General features: G+C 60.1%; 17 protein-coding genes and 1 other annotated feature. Of the genes, 10 read left to right on the plus strand and 7 right to left on the minus strand.

From position 1 onward, the window contains the following. From Q0G85_RS08720 to rplL, 6 genes are all read left to right on the plus strand, one after another. A partial coding sequence (locus tag Q0G85_RS08720; RefSeq protein WP_297156856.1) for a hypothetical protein occupies positions 1-226 on the plus strand: 226 nt, incomplete at its 5' end. A 57-nt stretch (positions 227-283) separates the two neighbouring features. Then, positions 284-886, plus strand: coding sequence for a hypothetical protein (locus Q0G85_RS08725; protein WP_297156859.1), 603 nt, complete (start codon positions 284-286; stop codon positions 884-886). Between the two features lie 106 nt (positions 887-992). Continuing rightward, positions 993-2084, plus strand: coding sequence for an isocitrate/isopropylmalate dehydrogenase family protein (locus tag Q0G85_RS08730; protein ID WP_297156861.1), 1092 nt, complete (start codon positions 993-995; stop codon positions 2082-2084). 120 nt (positions 2085-2204) lie between these two features. Further along, positions 2205-4109, plus strand: a complete 1905-nt coding sequence (locus Q0G85_RS08735; protein ID WP_297156864.1) for a Tat pathway signal sequence — start codon at positions 2205-2207, stop codon at positions 4107-4109. 39 nt (positions 4110-4148) lie between these two features. Then, positions 4149-4293 (plus strand) — a sequence feature (ribosomal protein L10 leader region). 55 nt (positions 4294-4348) lie between these two features. Next, entirely contained in the window at positions 4349-4870 is a 522-nt protein-coding gene (rplJ, locus tag Q0G85_RS08740; protein ID WP_297156868.1) for a 50S ribosomal protein L10, read from the plus strand. Positions 4871-4954: 84 nt separating this feature from the next. Beyond that, entirely contained in the window at positions 4955-5329 is a 375-nt protein-coding gene (gene rplL, locus Q0G85_RS08745; RefSeq protein WP_297156871.1) for a 50S ribosomal protein L7/L12, read from the plus strand. Positions 5330-5519: 190 nt separating this feature from the next. On the opposite strand, the gene Q0G85_RS08750 is transcribed toward rplL, so the two are convergent. Both Q0G85_RS08750 and Q0G85_RS08755 read right to left on the minus strand, forming a co-directional pair. Beyond that, positions 5520-6296: an S-layer homology domain-containing protein gene (locus tag Q0G85_RS08750; RefSeq protein WP_297156874.1), complete on the minus strand. Its 777-nt coding sequence runs from the start codon at positions 6294-6296 to the stop codon at positions 5520-5522. Positions 6297-6607: 311 nt separating this feature from the next. Next, the gene (locus Q0G85_RS08755; RefSeq protein WP_297156877.1) at positions 6608-6973 is read right to left on the minus strand and encodes a hypothetical protein; all 366 of its coding nucleotides are present in this window, start codon (positions 6971-6973) and stop codon (positions 6608-6610) included. Positions 6974-6976: 3 nt separating this feature from the next. Between Q0G85_RS08755 and Q0G85_RS08760 the strand changes: the two genes are divergently transcribed. Together Q0G85_RS08760 and Q0G85_RS08765 are read left to right on the plus strand one after the other, a co-directional pair. Next, entirely contained in the window at positions 6977-8110 is a 1134-nt protein-coding gene (locus Q0G85_RS08760; RefSeq protein ID WP_297156879.1) for a LuxR family transcriptional regulator, read from the plus strand. Between the two features lie 118 nt (positions 8111-8228). After that, a complete protein-coding gene (locus Q0G85_RS08765; protein WP_297156881.1) occupies positions 8229-9116 on the plus strand; it encodes a DUF4013 domain-containing protein in 888 nt (295 codons plus the stop codon). Between the two features lie 77 nt (positions 9117-9193). Here the strand turns inward: Q0G85_RS08765 and Q0G85_RS08770 are convergent, their stop codons facing one another. The 4 genes from Q0G85_RS08770 to Q0G85_RS08785 form a co-directional block, all read right to left on the minus strand. Next, on the minus strand, positions 9194-11107 hold the full coding sequence (locus tag Q0G85_RS08770) for a heavy metal translocating P-type ATPase (RefSeq protein ID WP_297156883.1): 1914 nt from the start codon (positions 11105-11107) through the stop codon (positions 9194-9196). A gap of 228 nt (positions 11108-11335) precedes the next feature. Next, a complete protein-coding gene (locus Q0G85_RS08775) occupies positions 11336-11554 on the minus strand; it encodes a cation transporter (RefSeq protein ID WP_297156886.1) in 219 nt (72 codons plus the stop codon). Between the two features lie 57 nt (positions 11555-11611). Then, the gene (locus Q0G85_RS08780) at positions 11612-11896 is read right to left on the minus strand and encodes a helix-turn-helix transcriptional regulator (protein ID WP_297156900.1); all 285 of its coding nucleotides are present in this window, start codon (positions 11894-11896) and stop codon (positions 11612-11614) included. A 448-nt stretch (positions 11897-12344) separates the two neighbouring features. Further along, positions 12345-13388 (minus strand): AraC family transcriptional regulator, encoded by a 1044-nt coding sequence (locus Q0G85_RS08785; RefSeq protein WP_297156889.1) that lies wholly within the window; start codon positions 13386-13388, stop codon positions 12345-12347. Positions 13389-13508: 120 nt separating this feature from the next. Here Q0G85_RS08785 and Q0G85_RS08790 point away from each other — a divergent pair, with 120 nt between their 5' ends. Both Q0G85_RS08790 and Q0G85_RS08795 read left to right on the plus strand, forming a co-directional pair. Further along, on the plus strand, positions 13509-15347 hold the full coding sequence (locus tag Q0G85_RS08790; protein WP_297156892.1) for an ABC transporter ATP-binding protein: 1839 nt from the start codon (positions 13509-13511) through the stop codon (positions 15345-15347). After that, a complete protein-coding gene (locus tag Q0G85_RS08795) occupies positions 15348-17105 on the plus strand; it encodes an ABC transporter ATP-binding protein (RefSeq protein ID WP_297156895.1) in 1758 nt (585 codons plus the stop codon). It begins immediately after the preceding gene. A 359-nt stretch (positions 17106-17464) separates the two neighbouring features. Here Q0G85_RS08795 and Q0G85_RS08800 read toward each other — a convergent pair. Next, positions 17465-19248, minus strand: a 1784-nt coding sequence (locus tag Q0G85_RS08800; protein WP_297156898.1) for an ABC transporter permease, incomplete at its 5' end; no start/stop codon positions are given.

The following is a 19248-nucleotide window of genomic DNA, read 5'->3' on the forward strand; positions in this document are numbered from 1 at the left end:
GCTCGCGCGCCCTTCCCGCCCGCTGTCGGGCATTTACGGTGGAGACGCCGTCTCTTTCTCAGTAAGGACATCGCTTGTTCGGCCCTGCATTTCTTGCAGCTTGCTTGTAGCTGAATTGATATTCAGATTGTACTTGCGCGAATTGCAAGCAATTGATTCGCTTGCTATCTTTGCAAATCTAGCTCTCACCATGTTGTTTGTCCGTTCATTTGATTTTGCTTGTTAATATATAGGTATACTAACAATCGATATATCGATGCATGTTTGAGAGGACTGACTTTTAGTGGCTGAGTACAATGAGACTGTTTTGAACCTTGCCAAGTCCTGCGTTTCCGACCATGAGACGCTTAAAAAGATTGCCGAAGCGCTTTCGAGTGGTACCCGTCGATCTCGTCAGCAGGCCGCTCAGGTTCTGTCAGCTGTTTCCATCTCGGATGCTTCAGCAATAGCACCTTTCAATCAGATTTTGATCGATGCTCTTAATCGTCCCGAGGCTCAAACTCGTTGGGAGTGCCTCGATGCGCTCACTCGTCTTTGCGATGTGGATGCATCGCTTTGCTCTGATGCTATCGACGGGGCGGAAAATGCGCTCTTTGACGAGGAAAGCGGACCGCTTCATCTTGCCGCAATGCGATTCCTTTGCAAGTTCGGAGCTGTTTCCGAGCAAAACTCCGAACGCGTCTGGCCGCTTGTCGATGAGGGAATTCAATGCTGGCATGGTGACCTTGAGTTTCAGGACATGTTGAATTCGCTTGTCGAGTTCTCCACGGGTCATCTTTCCGATTCGGTGAAATCCGAGCTTGCTGAGCGGATGCTTTTCGACTCGAAAAACGGCCGCGGTGCTTTGAAGCGTAAGGCGACCACCATCGTTGAAAACCTGTCCTAGCCTATTTGCGCCGTCGACTGCAATGTAACAATCGACGCCCCCTTCTATGCTTATCCTTGTTTCGTATTCGTCTGCGTCGCGTTTGCGATGAATTTGAGGAGGAACTATGGCTCGTCATACGGTAACTTTGATTCCGGGTGATGGAATCGGCGTTGAAACTTCGGCTGCTATGCAGCGTGTCGTTGAGGCTTCTGGTGCCGAAATCGACTGGGAAATTGCTGAAGCTGGCGCCCATTGCCTTGAGACTGAAGGCACGCCGCTTCCTGATTCGACCATCGAGGCGGTTAAGCGGAACAAGGTTGCCATCAAAGGTCCTATCACGACGCCCGTTGGTACCGGTTTTCGCAGCGTGAACGTTGCCCTTCGAAAGACCTTGGGACTCTACGTTTGCCTTCGTCCTGTTGTCTCCCTTCCCGGTGCTGGCGGTCGCTACGATGACGTTGACCTGGTCATTGTCCGTGAAAATTCCGAAGACCTGTACGCTGGTGTTGAATTTGAGGAAGGTTCCGAAGGCGCCCGCAAGCTAATCGACCTTTGCGAGCAGGAGGGCGCGGGCACTATTCGCCCTGATTCCGGCATCTCCGTTAAGCCTATTTCAATCACAGCATCGCAAGATATCGTTCGCTATGCTTTCGAGTATGCGCTGAAGCATGGCCGTAAGAAGGTTACTGCTGCTCATAAGGCGAACATCATGAAGTACTCCGACGGTTTGTTCCTGCGCGTTGCGCGCGAGGTCGCCAAAGAATACGAGGATCGCGTCGAATTCGACGATCGCATCATTGACGCCTTCTGCATGAACATGGTTACCGATCCGTCTCAGTTCGATGTCGTGGTTTTCCCGAACCTTTATGGTGACATCGCAAGCGATCTTGCGGCGGGTCTTGTCGGCGGACTGGGCATTGCTCCAGGTGCGAATATCGGGAAGGAATATGCGGTCTTCGAGGCTGTTCACGGCTCTGCTCCCGATATTGCGGGGCAGAACAAGGCGAACCCGACTGCGGAAATCTTGTCGGCAGCGATGATGCTCGATCACCTCGGCGAGCTTGAGGCTGCGGCTCGTATTCGCGCTGCAGTGAAGGAGGTTTATGCGGCTGGCGAGTGCCTGACGGGTGATATTCGCAAGCTGACGGCTTCCGATAAGCCTGCGTCGAGCTGCTCCGATTTCACCGATGCTCTTGTTGAGGTGCTTTCGAAATAGCAATCTGCGCTTGCGGTTCATCGTTGGTAATAGGACGGTAACGGAAACGTCTGGTCTCGGGTGGGGACTGGACGTTTTCGTGTATAGTGGGGAAAATTACCTTATCAAGGAGGGATTCGTTTGAAGCAATCATCGGGACTTGACGCTTTGCTCGAGGCGCTTAAGCAATCCGGCATGAACACCGATTCGTTCGGCTCGCCTTTTGGCGGCGGCTCTGATGCGGGCGACTCAAATGGGGCGGCCGATACGGGGTCTTCTCGCGGCTCGGGCGGGGCAAAGCCGCCGCATGTTGAGATGCCGCACATCGTCGAGAACATGAAGTCATGGAGCAAGAAGGCGATTATCGTTGCGATTATCGTGCTCATCCTTGTTGTTCTCGCTGCCTATTGGTGGTTCCATCCGCCCATCAACATCCACAGCGTTGACACGTGGTTCTTTATCGCCATCTTCATTTTGCTGCCGACGTTTTTGTTCTTCCGAGTGCGATCGGCCAACTACAAGGATGGGGAGGGTAAGAGCGGCGAGCGCAACGAGGGGAAGGCGAAGACGTTCAAGGTGCTTTCCTTCATTCCCGTCGCTGTTGCTGCCTTGGGCATCATCGGTGCTTTGATGTCGCTTTCCCTTTTCCCGGGCAATGCCGCGAAGTACGCGACGGTGCTCAATACCGTCGACCATGACTTCGCTTCCGACATCCAGGAAGTGAACTATTCCGAGATCCCCGTGATCGACCGCGACTCCGCGATCCTTCTCGGCAATCGCGAGATGGGCTCGATTCCCGAGTATGTCAGCCAGTTCGAGATTTCCTCGCTCTACAGTCAGATCAACTATCAGGGCACGCCGGTTCGCGTGAGCCCGCTTGGGTATGCCGACCTGTTCAAGTGGTTCACTAACCGCGGCTCGGGTATCCCGGCGTATGCGCTCGTTGACATGACGACGCAGGACGCGCAAATCGTGACACTCGGCGATAACGCCATCTTCTATTCCCAGTCCGAACCGCTTGCGCGCAATATCGATCGTTACGTGCAGTTGAAGTACCCCTTCTACATGTTCGACGAGAAGTCCTTCGAGATCGACGAGGATGGCCACCCGTGGTGGATCTGCCCGGTGCAGAAGCGCACGATCGGCCTGTTTGGCGGTACGACGATCGATCGCGTTGTGATGGTGAACGCAACGACGGGTGAGTGCACCGATATTTCGATCGATGAGGTGCCTGAATGGGTTGACCGCGCGTACCCTGCAGAGCTTCTGATCGAGCAGTACAACTGGTCGGGCGCTTATAAGGACGGCTGGCTCAATAGCTGGCTTGGCCAGAAGAACGTCGTGCAGACCACGCCTGGCACCGACGGAAACGTTGGCTACAACTACATCGCGAAAGACGACGACGTGTGGGTCTACACCGGCGTTACCTCAGCGACGGCTGACAACTCCATCGTTGGATTCGTGCTGGTGAACCAGCGTACGGCCGAGTCGCATTTCTACTCGGTCGCGGGTGCTACGGAGGAATCGGCAATGCAGTCCGCCGAGGGCCAGGTACAGAACTTGCGCTACACGGCGACGTTCCCGCTGCTCATCAACGTGGCGAATCAGCCGACGTACTTCATGGCACTGAAGGATAGCGCGGGGCTCGTGAAGAAGTTCGCCATGATCGATATCCAGCGCTATCAGAATGTGGCGGTCGGCGATACCGTGGCGGAATGTCAGAAGTCCTACGAGGCCCTTCTTGCGACGAATGGGGTTGACACGGGAGACTCTACGCCGACGGACGTGAAGCAGGCCAAGGGCATCATCGCAACGATAGCGCAGGCGGTTATCGAAGGGAATTCCCACTATTATGTGACGCTGCAAGGGGACGCCTCGATCTACGACTTCCCCCTGCCCGGTATGCTTGAAATCGTCGCCTACTCGGCAGGCGATGAGATTTCCTTCACCTATGTCGATGCTGGCACGACGGCTTTCCCCGCGCAATCTATCGACAGTGTGAAGGCGGCGGGTCCTGAACAGAAAAGTGTTGACATAGCTGCTTAGACGCGTATTATATAAGGGCTGCTTTAAGAAGCAGTGTTAGATGGAATTGTTCCGCTGCCCAAGACAGCAGGTACCGAAAGGTTTAATCGCATGCAAGTGCGGCCCGCCGAGGTGGTTAACTAAGCGTTGAGCTTTGACGACCCCTGCTGTCCTGTGACGGTGGGGGTCGTTTTCGTTTCTTCGAACGCGGCTCCACCCCAAGGGGCGGAACTCGAGTTTGAGGAAAAGGAGGTGTACGAATGCCCAACGCAAAGAATCAAGAGATGCTCGCCAACGTCAAGGCGGACCTCGATGCTACTTCCGCAGTGTGGGTCGTGGATTACTGCGGCCTGACGGTGAAGCAGATCCAGGAGCTTCGCCGCAGCGTCCGCGAGGCTGGCGCTGTCATGAAGGTTTACAAGAACACCCTCATGCACATCGCTCTGGCCGACGCTGAGCTGCCGACGCTCGACGACATCCTTCAAGGTCCGAGCGCGTTCGTGTTCTGCGGTGACGATGTTGCTGCTGCCGCTAAGGCTGTCAAGGAGTTCGCCAAGAGCAACGACGTTCTCGAGATCAAGGGTGGCATCATGGACGGCGCTGCCGTTTCTGCTGCCGAGGTGGAAGCTATCGCTTCTCTGCCTTCCCGCGAAGAGCTCTACGCTCACATCGCTGCTGCTATCAACGGTGTGGCTCAGGGTCTTGCGACCGCCATCGCTGGCGTGCCGCGCGGTCTGGCTCAGGTCACCAAGGCTGTGGCCGACCAGAAGGAAGCTGCCTAGCATCAGCTCATGCGGCCTGAGAGATGCCGCGTAACGAAAAACATTCGGTCGGAACGATTCCGACCCCTTTGAAAGGAAACTAACATGGCTGTTACTCGCGAAGAGATCATTGAGGCTCTGAAGGAGATGTCCCTGCTCGAGGCTTCCGAGCTCGTGAAGGACATCGAGGAGACCTTTGGCGTGTCCGCTGCTGCTCCTGTTGCCGTTGCTGCTGCTCCGGCTGCTGGCGCTGCTGCTGCTGAGGAGAAGACCGACTTCGACGTCGTCCTCGAGGGCTTCGGCGACAACAAGATCGCTGTCATCAAGGTTGTCCGCGAGATCACCGGTCTCGGCCTGAAGGAAGCTAAGGAAGTTGTTGAGAACGCTCCTAAGGCTATCCAGGAAGGCGTTGCCAAGGACAAGGCTGAGGAAATCAAGGCTAAGCTCGAAGAGGCTGGCGCGGCTGTCACCCTCAAGTAACTCGACTCTTTTAGATTCGCAGTTAGAGAGACCCTCCTTCGGGAGGGTCTTTTTTATGCGAGGAGAAGGGGGAATGCGCGACCTCGGGGCGAGGCCTACGACGATGTCGGGGGAGGTTTACGACGCGAGAGCACCTCGCTCGAACCCGAGCGCCCGCCTTCGATGGGGGTGATTCCCCTGAAGGTCGATCTTACTCCATGATGCCAAGCTGGAAGGCGCGCATGAGCACCATTGCCGCGCGTTCGCGCTTGACGTCTTCGCCGGGGCGCAGGTACTTGCCGTCGGGCTCGTTGTAACCTGAGACGAGGCCTCTTCCATGGGCCCATGCGAGGGCTCGATATGACCACTCGCTCGCTTCGGCGCCGTCGACGAAGGCGGACAGGTCTCCTTCTGCCGCGGGGTCGTTTATGGAGGCATAGGTGCGCGCGATGATGGTCATCATCTGCTCGAAGGAGACGGGTTTGTCGGCAGCGAAGTCGAACGTGCCATCTGGCTGCGCAAAGCCGGTGATGATGCCTTCCCTGACAGCCCAGTTGGCGGCTGCGGTGTAGTACATGCCGTCGGCCGAACCCGAGATTCCCGTCGTGTCGACGGCTGTCGTGGCGTCGTACGCGGCGTACTCGTCGGGGCAAGCGTTGCGCCACAGGATCGTAGCCAGCTGCGCGCGGGTGAGCGTGTCGCCTACGCCGAAAAGTCCCGTTTTGGGGCCGTCGGTGTAGCCGGTGATGAGGCCCTTGCTCGCGACGAAGGTCACCGCGTCGCCGTACCAGTCGGCATAGTTCACGTCGGGGAATTCGGGTGCGGGATTTTCGATGGTCGGGGTTTGGCCCGCCGGATTGCCCCTTTCCGCTCGGACGTCGTTGGCGAACCCCGTGGCGGGGCACATGCTCATGACGAGCAGAAGCGAGAGCGCTGAGGCGCCGATTTTCGCAAGGGGTCGGGCGTGGATGCCATTCTTTTTCAACATGATCGCTCCTATCTTGAAACGTGCGCGTGCAAGATCCTTCCCATCCATCATCGAGCTTGCCTTGTCTGCCGCCTGTCGTGAAGGTTCGTCTATGCGAACCAGGTGTGCATGCAAGGCTCTGAACTGGTGTAACTCGAAATTGCGAAAATCGATATAAGGGAAGGTCGATCAATCCCGCTAAGTGTCTCGATAATTCGGGGACTAAGGAATACGGCGGGCGGTTAATGAAAGCCAGTCATGGGATAGGGGCATGCTCCTTCTTAGGCGAGCGACTTGCCATTGGTATAATGGGGGCAGTTTTCAATTGTCGTCTAGCTCAGGAGCCCATGACCGCCACCCTCAAAACACACGCTTGGGAGTTGTTGGCGCTTGCCCTGTTCTGTTTCGTTTTTCTTGGTGGCGAGTACTTTTTCGACGCGACGCTCGCTCGCTTTATGTCGCCCGCCGATGTTGTTTTGAATCAGGGGATGATTCTGGGCGCAAGTGCCGTGGGTTTTTGCAGCTTCGAGCCCTTTTCCCGCATGCGTCGAAGGGTGCGATTGGCGTGCTCGATCGCGTTCACGGTTGTAGGCTTCGGGGGTATCGCTGTCTTGTTCGCCGAGCCTGATGTTCTCGCGATGCAAGCAGTCGGTGCGACGTGCTTCCTTTTGCTGGGACTTCTCGGGGGAGCTGTTCACTGGATGGTGTCTCGTAGGATCGCGGGCTACGATCGTGCTGCGCTGCTGGTCGGAATCGCCTATGCGGCGGGTATCGCCATCCAGTTCATCGTCAATGCGACCTGTGTCGATCGCCTCGCGATGTCGCTGGCTCTCGCCATCGGCGCGGCTGCTCTCATTGCGGTTTGCCATCGATGCTCTGCTGGGAAAACCCTTCGGCTTCGGGGGCGGCTTGCGGATGAGGCCGCGACGGGGAAGGCGAGCGACGGTGCGGACCGGATTGTCGATGGGGCGAAGCTGAACGAGCCGGGCGAAGGGGAGCGCAAGATTGAGCTGGGACGCAAGTGCGGAAGCGAATGCGAAGGTGAGTCTCACCCGGCAGCTTCCCCTCGCGACATCCTCTGGCTCTCGGTGATCGTGGCGCTGGTTTCCCTCATGTTCATCACGCTTGACAACATCGTCACGCTTGCGGATGCCGGCGGGGATCTTGACGTGGGAAGCTGGCCGAGGCTTCTTCTGGCGGTGAGCGCCATTGCGGCCGGCGCGCTTTTCGACATTCGCCGACGTCGCTACATGAACTTCATCATGTTCTGTGTTCTGATGCTTTCGACCATCGCCATCCTGGCGGCCGAGACGAACGGCGGCCTGTTTTGGGGACTTGTCCTTTTCTATCTTGCTTCTGGCTTCTTCGTCACGTACTTCACGACGAGCTTTATGGTCATGGCGCCGCGAACGCGAAGGCCCGCCTTATGGGCGGGAATGGGCCGCGCGATCAACAACATCTGCGCTTTCGTCATCGTGGGGCCTTCCCTTGCTCTTATCCAGGCGGGGGATATCCTCCTTATGATCGCGGTCTGCATGGTCCTGTTCGTCGCGACCATCGTTGCGTTCTTCGCGTCGGGTGCTTTCCTGTTGGACGCTGCCCCCGATGAGGGCGGGCGGGCCGAGGCAAATAGAGTGGCTTTCGTGGAAGAATACGGCTTGACGCCACGCGAGGCAGAGGTGTTTGCCCTTGTTACCGCCGACGAGCGGCCGCTGAAGGAAATCGCGTCCGAGATGGATATCTCGCTTCGAATGCTCCAAAAGCATCTAACTTCCATTTACAAGAAGACCGATACGCAGACGCGCGCCGGCCTGACGAAGAAGTTTCTGACGTAGCTCCTGCGTGCGGGCGTTTTCGGCGTTGCGATTTCTTTCGGTTACGCCCTGGTAACGGGGGCGCAGGTTTGTCCTGCCGATGTCCTATAGTAGGACGGACTGAAGGAAGGAGCATCCGATGAAGCAAGGATATTTCAAGACGGCATGGAGCGATATCACCCAATCGCCCCATTGGGTGACGCGCATCCTTCTACTGGCGCTTCTCTGCTTCATCCCTGTTTTCGGCTGGATCGTGATTGCGGGCTATCTATGGGGATGGGCGCGTGACATGGCGTGGGGCGTGCATGCGCCGCTTCCCGAGAGGATTTTCGAGAATTCCGATGGACTTCTCTATTCGAGGGGCTTCTTCGCGGCGGTGATTGCGATCGTGTGCACCGTGGTGATGAACCTGCTTCAGAGCGCGGGCGGCTTGATCTCTTCAGGAAGCTTTGCGGGCTCGGCATTCGTTTGGGGCGACGTGCACTCGATCTACCAGACGGTCGCACCCCTCGGCGCGGTATCGGGGCTTTTGTCGTTGTTCTCATTTGCCGTGACGTTTGCGGTTTCGTTCATTCTTACGCTGTTCAAGTGGGTTGGCACGATGAGGATGTCGATTTACGGGCGTCTATCTGCGGGTTTCCAGGTTCCGAGAATCTGGGCGATGCTGCGTCATGATTGGAGGGGAATCCTTCGGATACTTGGCATGTTCATCATCGTGTCGTTCGTCTTAGGCTTGATTCTCGCACTCGTCATTTCCGCAGTGGTCTTCGTATGCATTCTTTGTGCGTCGCTGTTTGCGGGCATGGGGGTCTATCCGCATGACGGTTCCTTCGCAATCATCGTCGTCGCGGCGATGGTCTTGGTGCTGGTGGCTTTGGTGGTTGCACTACTCGCGGCGTTCCTCGGTGTGCTCGGCTGCGCCCTTGTCGTGCGCGCGGTCGGCCATTGGACCTGCCAATTCGACGTTGCACGTTGGAGGGGCCAAGACGACCCGATGCCCTTCGAGGTGGAAAGCGCCAAGGCTTAAGGGATAACTTGCGGGCGCAGGATTGCTCCCGGGGAGTTTGTCCCGCGCCCGATTGTGCTGCTTGACGGTTTCGGTTCCTAGAGATTCTTCACGCTCATGCAGCGCATCGCGTTCAAAATGGCGATAATCGCAACGCCCACGTCGGCGAACACGGCGAGCCACATATTGGCGATGCCGAGCGCGGCCAAGATGAGCACGATGAACTTCACTCCCAGTGCGAAGAAGATGTTTTGCCAGGCGATGCCCATCGTTTTGCGAGCGATGCGAATGGCGCGCGCGATGTTGGAGGGCTTGTCGTCCATAAGTACGATGTCGGCGGCTTCGATGGCGGCGTCCGAGCCCATCGCTCCCATGGCGATGCCGATGTCGGCTCGCGTGAGCACCGGTGCGTCGTTGATGCCGTCGCCCACGAACGCAAGCGTGCCCTTGCTCGATGTTCCGTCGATGAGCCGTTCGACTTCCTCGACCTTGTTCTGGGGAAGCAGCGACGCGCGGTACTCATCGATCCCGAGCTTCTCGGCGACGGCGCGTGCGACATCTTTGCGGTCGCCGGTGAGCATGACGGTGCGCTTTACCCCAGCGGCCTTCAGCGCGGCGATGGCTTCTTCCGCGTCGTCCTTCACGACGTCGGCGATCACAATGTGGCCGATGTAGGCGCCGTCGAGCGAGACATGGAGAATCGTCCCCGTAAGCTCGCATTCGTGCCAGGCGATGTTGTCGGCCATCATGAGCTTCTCGTTGCCGACGGTGACGATGTGCTCGTCGACGTGGGCGCGCACCCCGTGGCCGCTCTCCTCCTTGACGTCCTTGATGCGCGCGCGGTCGATTTCGCCTGTGTAGGCGGCCTTCACCGACAGCGCGATGGGATGGTCGGAGTACGTCTCGGCGTATGCCGCGAAAGAAAGGATGAGGTCGGGGTCGACGCCGGCTTCCGCATGCACGGCGACAACGTTGAAGGTGCCGTTGGTGAGCGTGCCCGTCTTGTCGAAGACGACGGTTTCGGCCTTGGCGAGGGTCTCGAGATAGTTAGACCCCTTGACAAGTATGCCGCATTTCGAGGCGCCGCCGATGCCGCCGAAAAACGACAGCGGCACGGAGATGACAAGTGCGCAGGGACAGCTCACGACGAGGAAGGTGAGCCCGCGCAGGATCCAGTCCGACCAGGCGCCCGCGCCAAGGAGCGGGGGTATGACCGCGAGCAGCAGCGCCACGATCACGACGGCCGGCGTGTAGTAGCGGGCGAAACGCGTGATGAAGTTCTCGGTGCGCGCCTTTTTCTCCGAGGCGTTCTCGACGAGCTCGAGGATGCGGCTGACCGTCGATTCCCCGAAGGGCTTGGTCGTGCGGATGGTGAGCACGCCGGTCAGGTTCACGCAGCCGGAGAAAACGTCGGCGCCCTCCTCGACGACGCGCGGGACGGCCTCGCCGGTAAGCGCTGCGGTGTCGAGCTGGGAGGACCCCTTCACAACGACGCCGTCGATGGGGATGCGCTCGCCCGCCTTCACGACGATCTCGTCGCCGACTTCCACTTCGTCGGGGTCGACTTCAACAAGCTCGCCCTCTTGTATGATGTTCGCGTAATCGGGCGCGATGTCCATCATGTCGGCGATGGATTTGCGGCTTTTGCCGACGGCGTAGCTTTGGAAGAGCTCGCCCACCTGGTAAAACAGCATGACTGCTGCGCCTTCGGCCATATGCGGGCCCGTTTCAGGGAAAAACACCATGGCGAATGCGCCGACGGTCGCAATGGTCATGAGGAGGTTCTCGTCGAAGATCTGGCCGTGGCCGATGTTTTTCACGGCTTTGGTGACGACGTCGTAACCGGCGATGAGGTAGGGGATGAGGAAGAGCGCGAACTCGAGGTAGACGGCGTTCGTCTCGCTGCCGAGCCACACGTCGAGCGGCAGAAACTCGGTTGCCGCGAAGACGATGAAGAAGATGACGAGCGCGACGATGATGCGGTTGCGCCACTTGATCTGCTTTTTGTTCATGGGTGATGGGCCTGTCCGTTTTCTGCCGAGGAGGCGAGGCGGTTTTTGGCTTCCCGCTTCGCTGTTCAGTGAAACGCTTCGCGTTTCGCCTCATGCGCTGCGCTCTTTCATGCTTTATACGGCGCGCTTCGCGCGCATTATATGGCTTTCAAGAGGCGCCAAAAACCACCTCGCCTCCTTGGCAGAAAACTACTTTAATGGAAGTAGGGCTGTTGTTTGCCTGTCGGATTAGCGGACGATGTTGCAGTCGGGCTCGAACTTGTGGATGGCTTTCTGAGCTTCGTCGAGAATTTCGTCGAAGCGGGCGTCGTCGGCGATGAGTGTCATCTTCTGCATCATGAAGTTGACGGTGCACTTCTCGACGCCGGGCATCTTGCTGATGGCGTCCTGCATCTTGGCGGCGCAGTTTGCGCAATCGAGATCTTCGAGCTTGAATGACTTACGCATGGGGGAGTCCTTTCTTCGGGGTGGGTCTATGTGAGCCGGTATTCGGTCGGTTCCTTATTATTCGCAGATGTGCGTCATGCCCTGCGCGAGCATGGTGTAGACGTGGTTGTCGGAAAGTGAGTAGATGACGTTTTTGCCGTCGCGCTGGAACTTCACGAGGCGCGCCTGCTTCAGGGTGCGCAGCTGGTGCGAGACGGCGCTTTGCGTGGCGCCGACGATCTCGGCGATGTCCGCGACGCAGCGATTGTGGCCCATGAGCGCATAGAGGATTTTGATGCGCGTGGTGTCGGCGAACACCTTGAAGAGGTCGGCCAGGTCGTAGAGGAGCTCCTCGTCGGGCATTTCATCGAACAGGCAGGACGTCTCCTCGCGATTGCAGTCGCAGGGGCAGTTTTCCTCGACGGGCGAGGGCGCGCTTGCGCGGGTTGCTTCTGTGGAGCTCGCGTTCGGCGTGCCTGTAGCGTTCACGATAGACTCTGCCTCTTGCACGATATGGCTAGGGCTTTCCGTCATGGTGGTTCCTTTCGCAACGTTTGCTCGCTCATTCATGTAAACATATGAGCAACTGTTCATAAGTATAGGAATGCCGATGGTGCTGTCAAGAGGCGTGCAAGAAAAACTGCATGGCGTTTGGATGGATTCTCAAAGGAGCAAGCTGGGCATCGTACAGTCGGGGTCGCGCCCGCGACGGGATGCCTGCTGACATGGAATCGGGGGAATTGGCTTCTCGTGTCGGATGCGGCAGTGTTCCGAACGTTGGTGCCGCAGGCCTGCTTGCGGGGCGCGGGCTTTAGCCTGCGATAGATTGTTCGAGGGTGAAGTGACCGCTAGAGCCTAAGGATTGCGCGGCTCGCCAGGCTGTGGGCGAGAGCCCCGTCTGCTGTTTGAAGGCTTGGGCGAAGGCGGCTTGTTGCGGGTAGCCAAGGCGTTCGGCGATTTGCCCCACGGGAAGCGAGCTGTCGGTGAGCAGATCGCATGCTCGCTCAGTGCGTCGCCTGCGTACATAGGCTCCTACTGATTCGCCCGTTTCGGCTTTGAAGGTGGCGCAGAGCCTGGATCGACTCGTGTACAGGCGATCGGCAAGCTCGTCGACGCTCATACGCCTGCCTGCGTCAAGAGCGCGCTCTACGGTTGCGGCCGCCTCTTCGGCAAGATCGGTACTTGCTCGTGTGCCGGCTGCCTGTCGAGCCTGTTCGCGGGCCGCGTGTGAGCAGGCTAGTTCGGCGACCATCGTCTCTACGATGCCCTGCATGTACACATGTCCGCCCACCGCGCGGGCGCGCTCTTCGCTGACTCGCTGCAGCGCATGGCAGATGGCGGACGTTGCCTCCTCGTGCCAGGGCTCGGCGAACGCCTCGAAGAGCCCCGCGAACTCGGCGGGATAGCGACTCTCCAACTCCTTGAAAAACCCAGGCAGGAAGAGCACGGAGCGCGAGTGGTAGAGCTGTCCCGCAAAGAGCGGGCTCAGCTCTTCGCCGCAATTGTCCTGAATAAAGCTACACATCACGCTGTTCGGCCATGGGCCATGCATCGGTTTGAGGTTCGCGGGCGTGATGCCGGCGTCGGGCATGCATGCGAGCGTGGGCCCGCTGATTTCGCTTACACACGCATAGGGCTCGGGGGTGTATTCCATGAGGTGCATATCACGTGTGGGGGTGATGAAGTGCTCCATCACAAGACAGGTGGGGGAAAGAGGCATGATCCACGCTCGTCCGTGCGCTCGGGCGTTCGCAACTTCGCCGGTGAAAACGGCGCCCCTGCTTTTCAGCTCGAGCCCGAACTGCTCGAACTGTGGCGCGTAGAGCTCGGTTATGTCGGTGGTCGACCGCGGCATTTGCGAAAGTGTCCCTTTCCTTTACGAAATCGTCCGACTCTGTCCTCATGATGAACCGAGGCTAACATCTGAATGATAAGTTTATTTAGGTTAACTATCAAGCCATTAGAAAGGAATCTCATGGCAAAGGAGAAGAAAAAGGAAGGTGGGGGCATCGGCGAGCTGCTTGCGTACGCTGGCGATCGCAAGCTCCTCACGTACCTGGGGATGGGGTTGTCGGCGGTGTCGCAGCTCTTGAGCTTCGGCCCCTACGTGTGCATCTGGTTCGTGGCGCGCGACCTCATTGCTGTGGCACCCAACTGGAGCGAGGCTGCAAACATCGCGGCGTACGGCTGGTGGGCCGTGGGCTTTGCCCTGGCGAGCATCGTGGTCTACTTCACGGGCCTTATGTGCACGCACCTGGCGGCGTTCCGCTGCGCGTCCAACATCCGCAAGACCACAAGCGAGCACCTGCTCAAGCTGCCGCTCGGCTACTTCGACGCGCACGCTACCGGTGAGCTGCGCCGCATCGTTGACGGATGCGCCGCCTCGACCGAGACGCTGCTCGCGCACATGCTGCCCGACATTTCGGGTGCCGTGGCCATGGTCGCGGGCCTGCTCGTGCTGCTCTTTGCCTTCGATTGGCGCCTGGGCGCGGCCTGCCTCATCTCGGTCGTCATTTCGTTTGCGGCGATGGCGACCATGATGAGCGGCAAGGGCGGCGAGTTCATGAAGGCCTATATGGGCGCGCTCGTGCGCATGAACAAGAGCGGCACCGAGTACGTGCGCGGCATCCCCGTGGTCAAGGTGTTCCAGCAGACGGTCCATTCGTTCAAGGCCTTCCACGACGCCATCGCCGACTATGCGCGCATGGCGCAGGACTACGCCGGCACGTTCTGTCGCGCGCCTCAGGTCGCAAACCTCACGGCCCTGAACGGTCTTGTGGCGTTCTTCTTGCCCGTGGCGCTGCTGCTTGCCCCCGGGGAGGCGGATTTTGCCCGGTTCGTTGCCAACTTCGCGTTCTACTCGATCTTCTCGGCTGTGGTGCCCACCGCGATGACCAAGCTCATGTTCGTGGGCGAGGCCTCGCAGATGAGCGCCGACTCGTTGGCCCGCATCAGAGGCATTATGGAGGCCGAACCCCTCGCTGTCTCGCCTGCGCCCAAGCGCCCGACGGGAAACAGCGTGCGTTTCGACGACGTGAGCTTCACCTACGAGGGCGCTGAGACGCCGGCCGTCGACCATGTGAGCTTCGACGTTCCCGCCGGAAGCACGCTTGCGCTCGTCGGCCCCTCGGGCGGCGGCAAGTCCACGTGCGCCTCGCTCATCCCGCGCTTCTGGGACGCGACCTCGGGCAGCGTGCTCGTGGGAGGCGTCGACGTGCGCGACATCGACCCGCATGAGCTCATGGGCCACGTGGCCTTCGTGTTCCAGACGAACAAGCTCTTCCGCCAAACGCTCGCCGACAACGTGCGCGCCGCGCGGCCCGACGCCACGGACGAAGAAGTGCGTGAGGCGCTTTCCGCCGCCCAGTGCGACGACATCGTGGCGAAGCTGCCGCAGGGAATCGACACTATGCTCGGGGCAGGCGGGACGTATCTTTCCGGCGGAGAGGTCCAGCGCGTGGCGCTTGCCCGCGCGATCCTCAAGGACGCGCCCATCGTCGTGCTCGACGAGGCGACGGCGTTCGCCGACCCCGAGAACGAGGCCCTCATCCAGCGCGCCTTCACGCGGCTGGCCGAGGGGCGCACGGTCATCATGATCGCCCACAGGCTCTCGACCGTCGTGGGCGCGGATAAGGTCGTGGTCCTTAACCAGGGGCGCGTTGCCGAAAGCGGCACGCACGAGGCGCTTCTTGCCAAGGGCGGCCTCTATGCAAAGATGTGGGCGGACTACGAGCAGGCTGCCAACTGGAAGATTTCTGCCGCGGCTGCCGATGCCGCTGCGGACGTCGTCGCCGCGAAGGGAGGCGAGGCCTAGATGTTCGCCTCATTCAAAAAGAAGTACTTCCTGTCCGATAAGGGTATCGCCGGCGTCAAGCGCGGCATTCTTTGGACCACGATCACCAACCTGGTCACCATGGCTGGCATGGGCTTTTTGTTCCTGGCTATGGCGGGGTTCGTCGACCATTTGGCGACGGGCGCGGACCTGCCCGCCGCTTTGCCCATCATGGTCGGTCTCGCGGTCTTCCTGGTGTTGCTCTTCGCCTCGAATTGGCAGCAGTACTACTATACGTATTGCATCTTCTACGAGGAGTGCGGCAACCAGCGCATCGAGATCGCCGAGCGTCTGCGTAAGCTGCCCCTCTCGTTCTTCGGTCGTCGTGACCTCGCCGACCTCACCGAGACCATCATGGGCGACGCTCAGGCAATGGAGCACGCCTACAGCCATGTCCTGGGCGAGCTGTGGGGGGCCGTCATCGCGAGCGCCATCGTGTTCGCGGGGTCGCTGTTCTTCTGCTGGCAGCTGGCCATTGCGGCGTTTTGGAGTGTGCCTGTGGCGTTTGCCGTCCTGTGCCTGACGCGCGGCCCCATGACGCCGGTGTTCGATCGTGTGCGTGCCGAGAAGGTCAAGGTCACCGAGGCCGTCCAGGAGACCCTTGATTGCGTCCGCGAGATACGCGCCACCAACCAGGAGGCGCATTATCTAGCGGGTTTGGGAGCTGTGATCGACCACGAGGAGCGGGAGACGACCAAGGGTGAGCTAGCTAACGGGCTCCTGGTCAACTCGGCCTTCGCCATCCTGCGCCTGGGAATCGCCACCACGCTTGTCACGGGCGCCGCGATGGTCGTCTCCGGCCAGGTCGACTTCATGGTGATGTTCGCGTTCCTGCTCATGGTGAGCCGCATCTACGCGCCGTTCGACCAGGCGTTGATGCTGGTGTCCGAGCTGTTCGCCGCCGAGTCGTCGGCCAAGCGCATGCGCTCCATCATGGAGGAGCCCGTGGCTCAGGGCAGCGAGAAGTTCGAGCCTTCGGGCCATGACGTGGTGTTCGATCATGTGGCCTTTGGCTACGGCGCGGGCGACGACGGCCGCGCTGGCGAGAGAGTCCTGGCAGACGTGAGCTTCACCGCGAAGGAGGGCGAGGTCACGGCGCTCGTCGGCCCGTCCGGCTCGGGCAAGTCGACAGTGAGTCGACTGGCGGCACGCTTCTGGGATGCTACCTCCGGCAAGGTGACCGTGGGCGGTGTTGACGTCGCGAGCGTGGATCCCGAGGTGCTGCTGCGCGATTACGCGATCGTCTTCCAGGACGTGCTGCTCTTCGACGACACGGTGATGGGCAACATCCGCCTGGGTCGTCGCGGCGCCACCGACGAGGAGGTCCTGGCCGCCGCGCGTGCCGCAAACTGCGATGAGTTCGTGAACCGCATGCCGCGGGGCTACGACACCATAATCGGCGAGAACGGCTCCAAGCTCTCCGGTGGCGAGCGTCAGCGCATCTCCATCGCCCGAGCTCTTCTCAAAGGCGCGCCCATCGTTCTTTTGGACGAGGCGACGGCGAGCCTGGACGTCGAGAACGAGACCGTGGTGCAGGAGGCTCTCTCCCGCCTGCTCGCGGGCAAGACCGTCATTGTGATCGCGCATCGCATGCGCACGGTCGAGAATGCCGACAAGATTGTTGTGCTCAAGGACGGCGTGGTCGCCGAGCAGGGCGCGCCCGCCGAGCTTAAGGCGGCGGACGGCGAGTTCGCTCGCATGGTCGAGCTTCAGAAAGCCGCGGCCTCCTGGCGGTTGTAGTTCCGCATAAGCGCTCCCAACCTGCCAGAAATCGAGAGCTTTTCATCAGCGGGAGGCTTCCAAGGGGCGCCTTCCGCTTCTTGCGGTGGGGTGTGGCGGGCGGTGTGAAGGAATAAAGCCAGGTCAGCGAAGTTCAATTCGCGGATGCCTCCATTTCCCCTTCACGATGCCTTCTCAAGATGATGAAAACCATCCGATTTCTGGCAGGACCCCCCTAGAATCCGCCCCCTCGTGAAGGGGACGAGCAGCCCTCGTCGCGCGTAGGGTTCACGGGGCCGGAAAACGCCGTTCGCGAGGGAGGCGCCCCTAATCACGAAGAGGGGCGCCTCCCCTTTGGGGAAGGCACCCCCGCATGCTTTCTATTCTTGGACTTTGAGCGCCTCGGAGAGGCTCACGCGCTTGATGGAGCGCGTGTGCAGGAGCGCCACGACGAGGTAGGTTGCGAAGCCGATGCCCACGCACTCCGCTATGGACCACCACGGAACGTAGATCTCGATGTTGCCGTTGTAGGCGAGCAGCATCGAGCGGAAGATCGCGGTGAGCGAGCCGATAATCACGGGCTGGCTCAGCACGAGCGACGCTGCCACGCACAGCGTGATTGAGCGGATGTACAGGTGGGAGATCTCGCCGTCGCGGTAGCCGAAGACCTTCATGTAGCTGATGGAGCGCGCGCTGCGGTCGATCACAGCCTTGGTCAGCAGATACATGAACAAAAGGAAGATGAAGACGGAGAGCCCGACCATCATGCCGATCATTTTGCTCATCATGCCGATGAACTGGTCTCCCACCGCGCGCATGTCGTCGGGCGTGGTGTCGCCGGCGAAGTAGCGCGAGTCGAGGTCGAGCGCTTCGTCGCTCACGTATCCGTTGAAATAGGCGGCGTCGTTGCCGAAGAGCTCGTTGAAGTCGTCGATGCTCAGATAGACGTTCATGTCGGACTTCGAGCCCCAGGTGCAGCCCTCGCCCGCGTACTCGAGGGGGTAGTCCTTGTCCTCGTACTTGTCGTGGAGCTCGACCTGCTGCCCCTCTTTCCAACCGAACTTGTCAAGAAGCCCGCCGCCGAAGACGACGCGCCCGTCCCCGACGCCCAGCCCCTTCCAGTAGCACGAGTCGGGCGATACGCCGTATACGGCGACGGTCTCCGTGCCGTTTCCTTCGCCGCGGTCGTATTGCAGCTGGTAGACGGCGTACTTCTCGGCCTGGGCGATTGTGTCTGCGCCATTGTCGACCGTGTTTATGGGGTGGACGTCGTCGTTGTCGGCATCGATCTGGGAGGCGTCGTCGATGAGGTCGATCGCCTCGTCGCGATCGCAGCCGAGGGCGCCGGCGAGCTCGTCGAGGCGCGCGTAGAGGGCGTCCTTCTTTGTCTGGACCTCCTCGAGCGCATCGGTTGCTGCCTGCATGTTGCCCGCGGTCGGCGATGCCGTGAGGGCGTCGGCGGCAGCCTGCGCCGCGTCGGCTGCGTCCTCAAGCTCGTCCTCGGCATCCTGGGCCGCGGAAAGAAGCGCGCCGTCGACGGACTGCAGGCGCTCGAGCGCCGCCCACTGCTCGCGTTCCTCGTCGGTGCCTTCGAGCTCGAGCGGGGCCTTGAGCGTGTACTGGTGCTCGGCCACGAGGCTCGTCTCGAGGTTGTCCGCGTAGTGCGTCATCGTGGGGAGGATCGCCATGCCGAAGAGCAAAAGCAGCGACGCGAACGCGATGCCCACGAAGAGCGTGGCGAAGTTGCCGAGGTTGCGCAGGAACACGCGCAGGCGGAAGCGCGCGACGAAGCCCATGCGCTCGGGCAGCTTAAGGCCGCGCTTGGTGCCCGACTTGCCGCTTGCCTCGTGCCGAAGGAACTGCAGCGGGGTCTTTCCCATCTTGCGCAGCAGGCCCACGAGGGTGATGAGAATGAGCGCGGAGGCGGGAACCACGGCGCACTTCACGAAGATCTCCCAGCTCCAGTACACCTGGAAGGGCGGAAGGCTGTAGGAGCCGTAGTACAGGCTGCGCATGGGCTCGGTGAAGAAGGTCACGCCGAGCGCGCAGCCCAGAATCGACGCGAGCACGCCCACAATGGCGGGAAGCGCAAGGTAGTGCAGCACGATCTCGCGGCGGCGATAGCCGCTGGCGAGGAGCGTTCCGATGATGGCGCTCTCCTCCT

Source organism: uncultured Ellagibacter sp., assembly GCF_934617235.1.
Lineage (GTDB): Bacteria > Actinomycetota > Coriobacteriia > Coriobacteriales > Eggerthellaceae > Ellagibacter.

Excerpts from the sequence above, each read along its gene's own strand:
- Q0G85_RS08730 (WP_297156861.1), top strand. The coding sequence starts at position 993 with ATGGCTCGTCATACGGTAACTTTGATTCCGGGTGATGGAATCGGCGTT.
- rplJ (WP_297156868.1), top strand. The coding sequence starts at position 4,349 with ATGCCCAACGCAAAGAATCAAGAGATGCTCGCCAACGTCAAGGCGGAC.
- rplL (WP_297156871.1), top strand. The coding sequence starts at position 4,955 with ATGGCTGTTACTCGCGAAGAGATCATTGAGGCTCTGAAGGAGATGTCC.
- Q0G85_RS08750 (WP_297156874.1), bottom strand. The coding sequence starts at position 6,296 with ATGTTGAAAAAGAATGGCATCCACGCCCGACCCCTTGCGAAAATCGGC.
- Q0G85_RS08760 (WP_297156879.1), top strand. The coding sequence starts at position 6,977 with ATGGTGTCTCGTAGGATCGCGGGCTACGATCGTGCTGCGCTGCTGGTC.
- Q0G85_RS08765 (WP_297156881.1), top strand. The coding sequence starts at position 8,229 with ATGAAGCAAGGATATTTCAAGACGGCATGGAGCGATATCACCCAATCG.
- Q0G85_RS08770 (WP_297156883.1), bottom strand. The coding sequence starts at position 11,107 with ATGAACAAAAAGCAGATCAAGTGGCGCAACCGCATCATCGTCGCGCTC.
- Q0G85_RS08775 (WP_297156886.1), bottom strand. The coding sequence starts at position 11,554 with ATGCGTAAGTCATTCAAGCTCGAAGATCTCGATTGCGCAAACTGCGCC.
- Q0G85_RS08780 (WP_297156900.1), bottom strand. The coding sequence starts at position 11,896 with ATGCCCGACGAGGAGCTCCTCTACGACCTGGCCGACCTCTTCAAGGTG.
- Q0G85_RS08785 (WP_297156889.1), bottom strand. The coding sequence starts at position 13,388 with ATGCCGCGGTCGACCACCGACATAACCGAGCTCTACGCGCCACAGTTC.
- Q0G85_RS08790 (WP_297156892.1), top strand. The coding sequence starts at position 13,509 with ATGGCAAAGGAGAAGAAAAAGGAAGGTGGGGGCATCGGCGAGCTGCTT.
- Q0G85_RS08795 (WP_297156895.1), top strand. The coding sequence starts at position 15,348 with ATGTTCGCCTCATTCAAAAAGAAGTACTTCCTGTCCGATAAGGGTATC.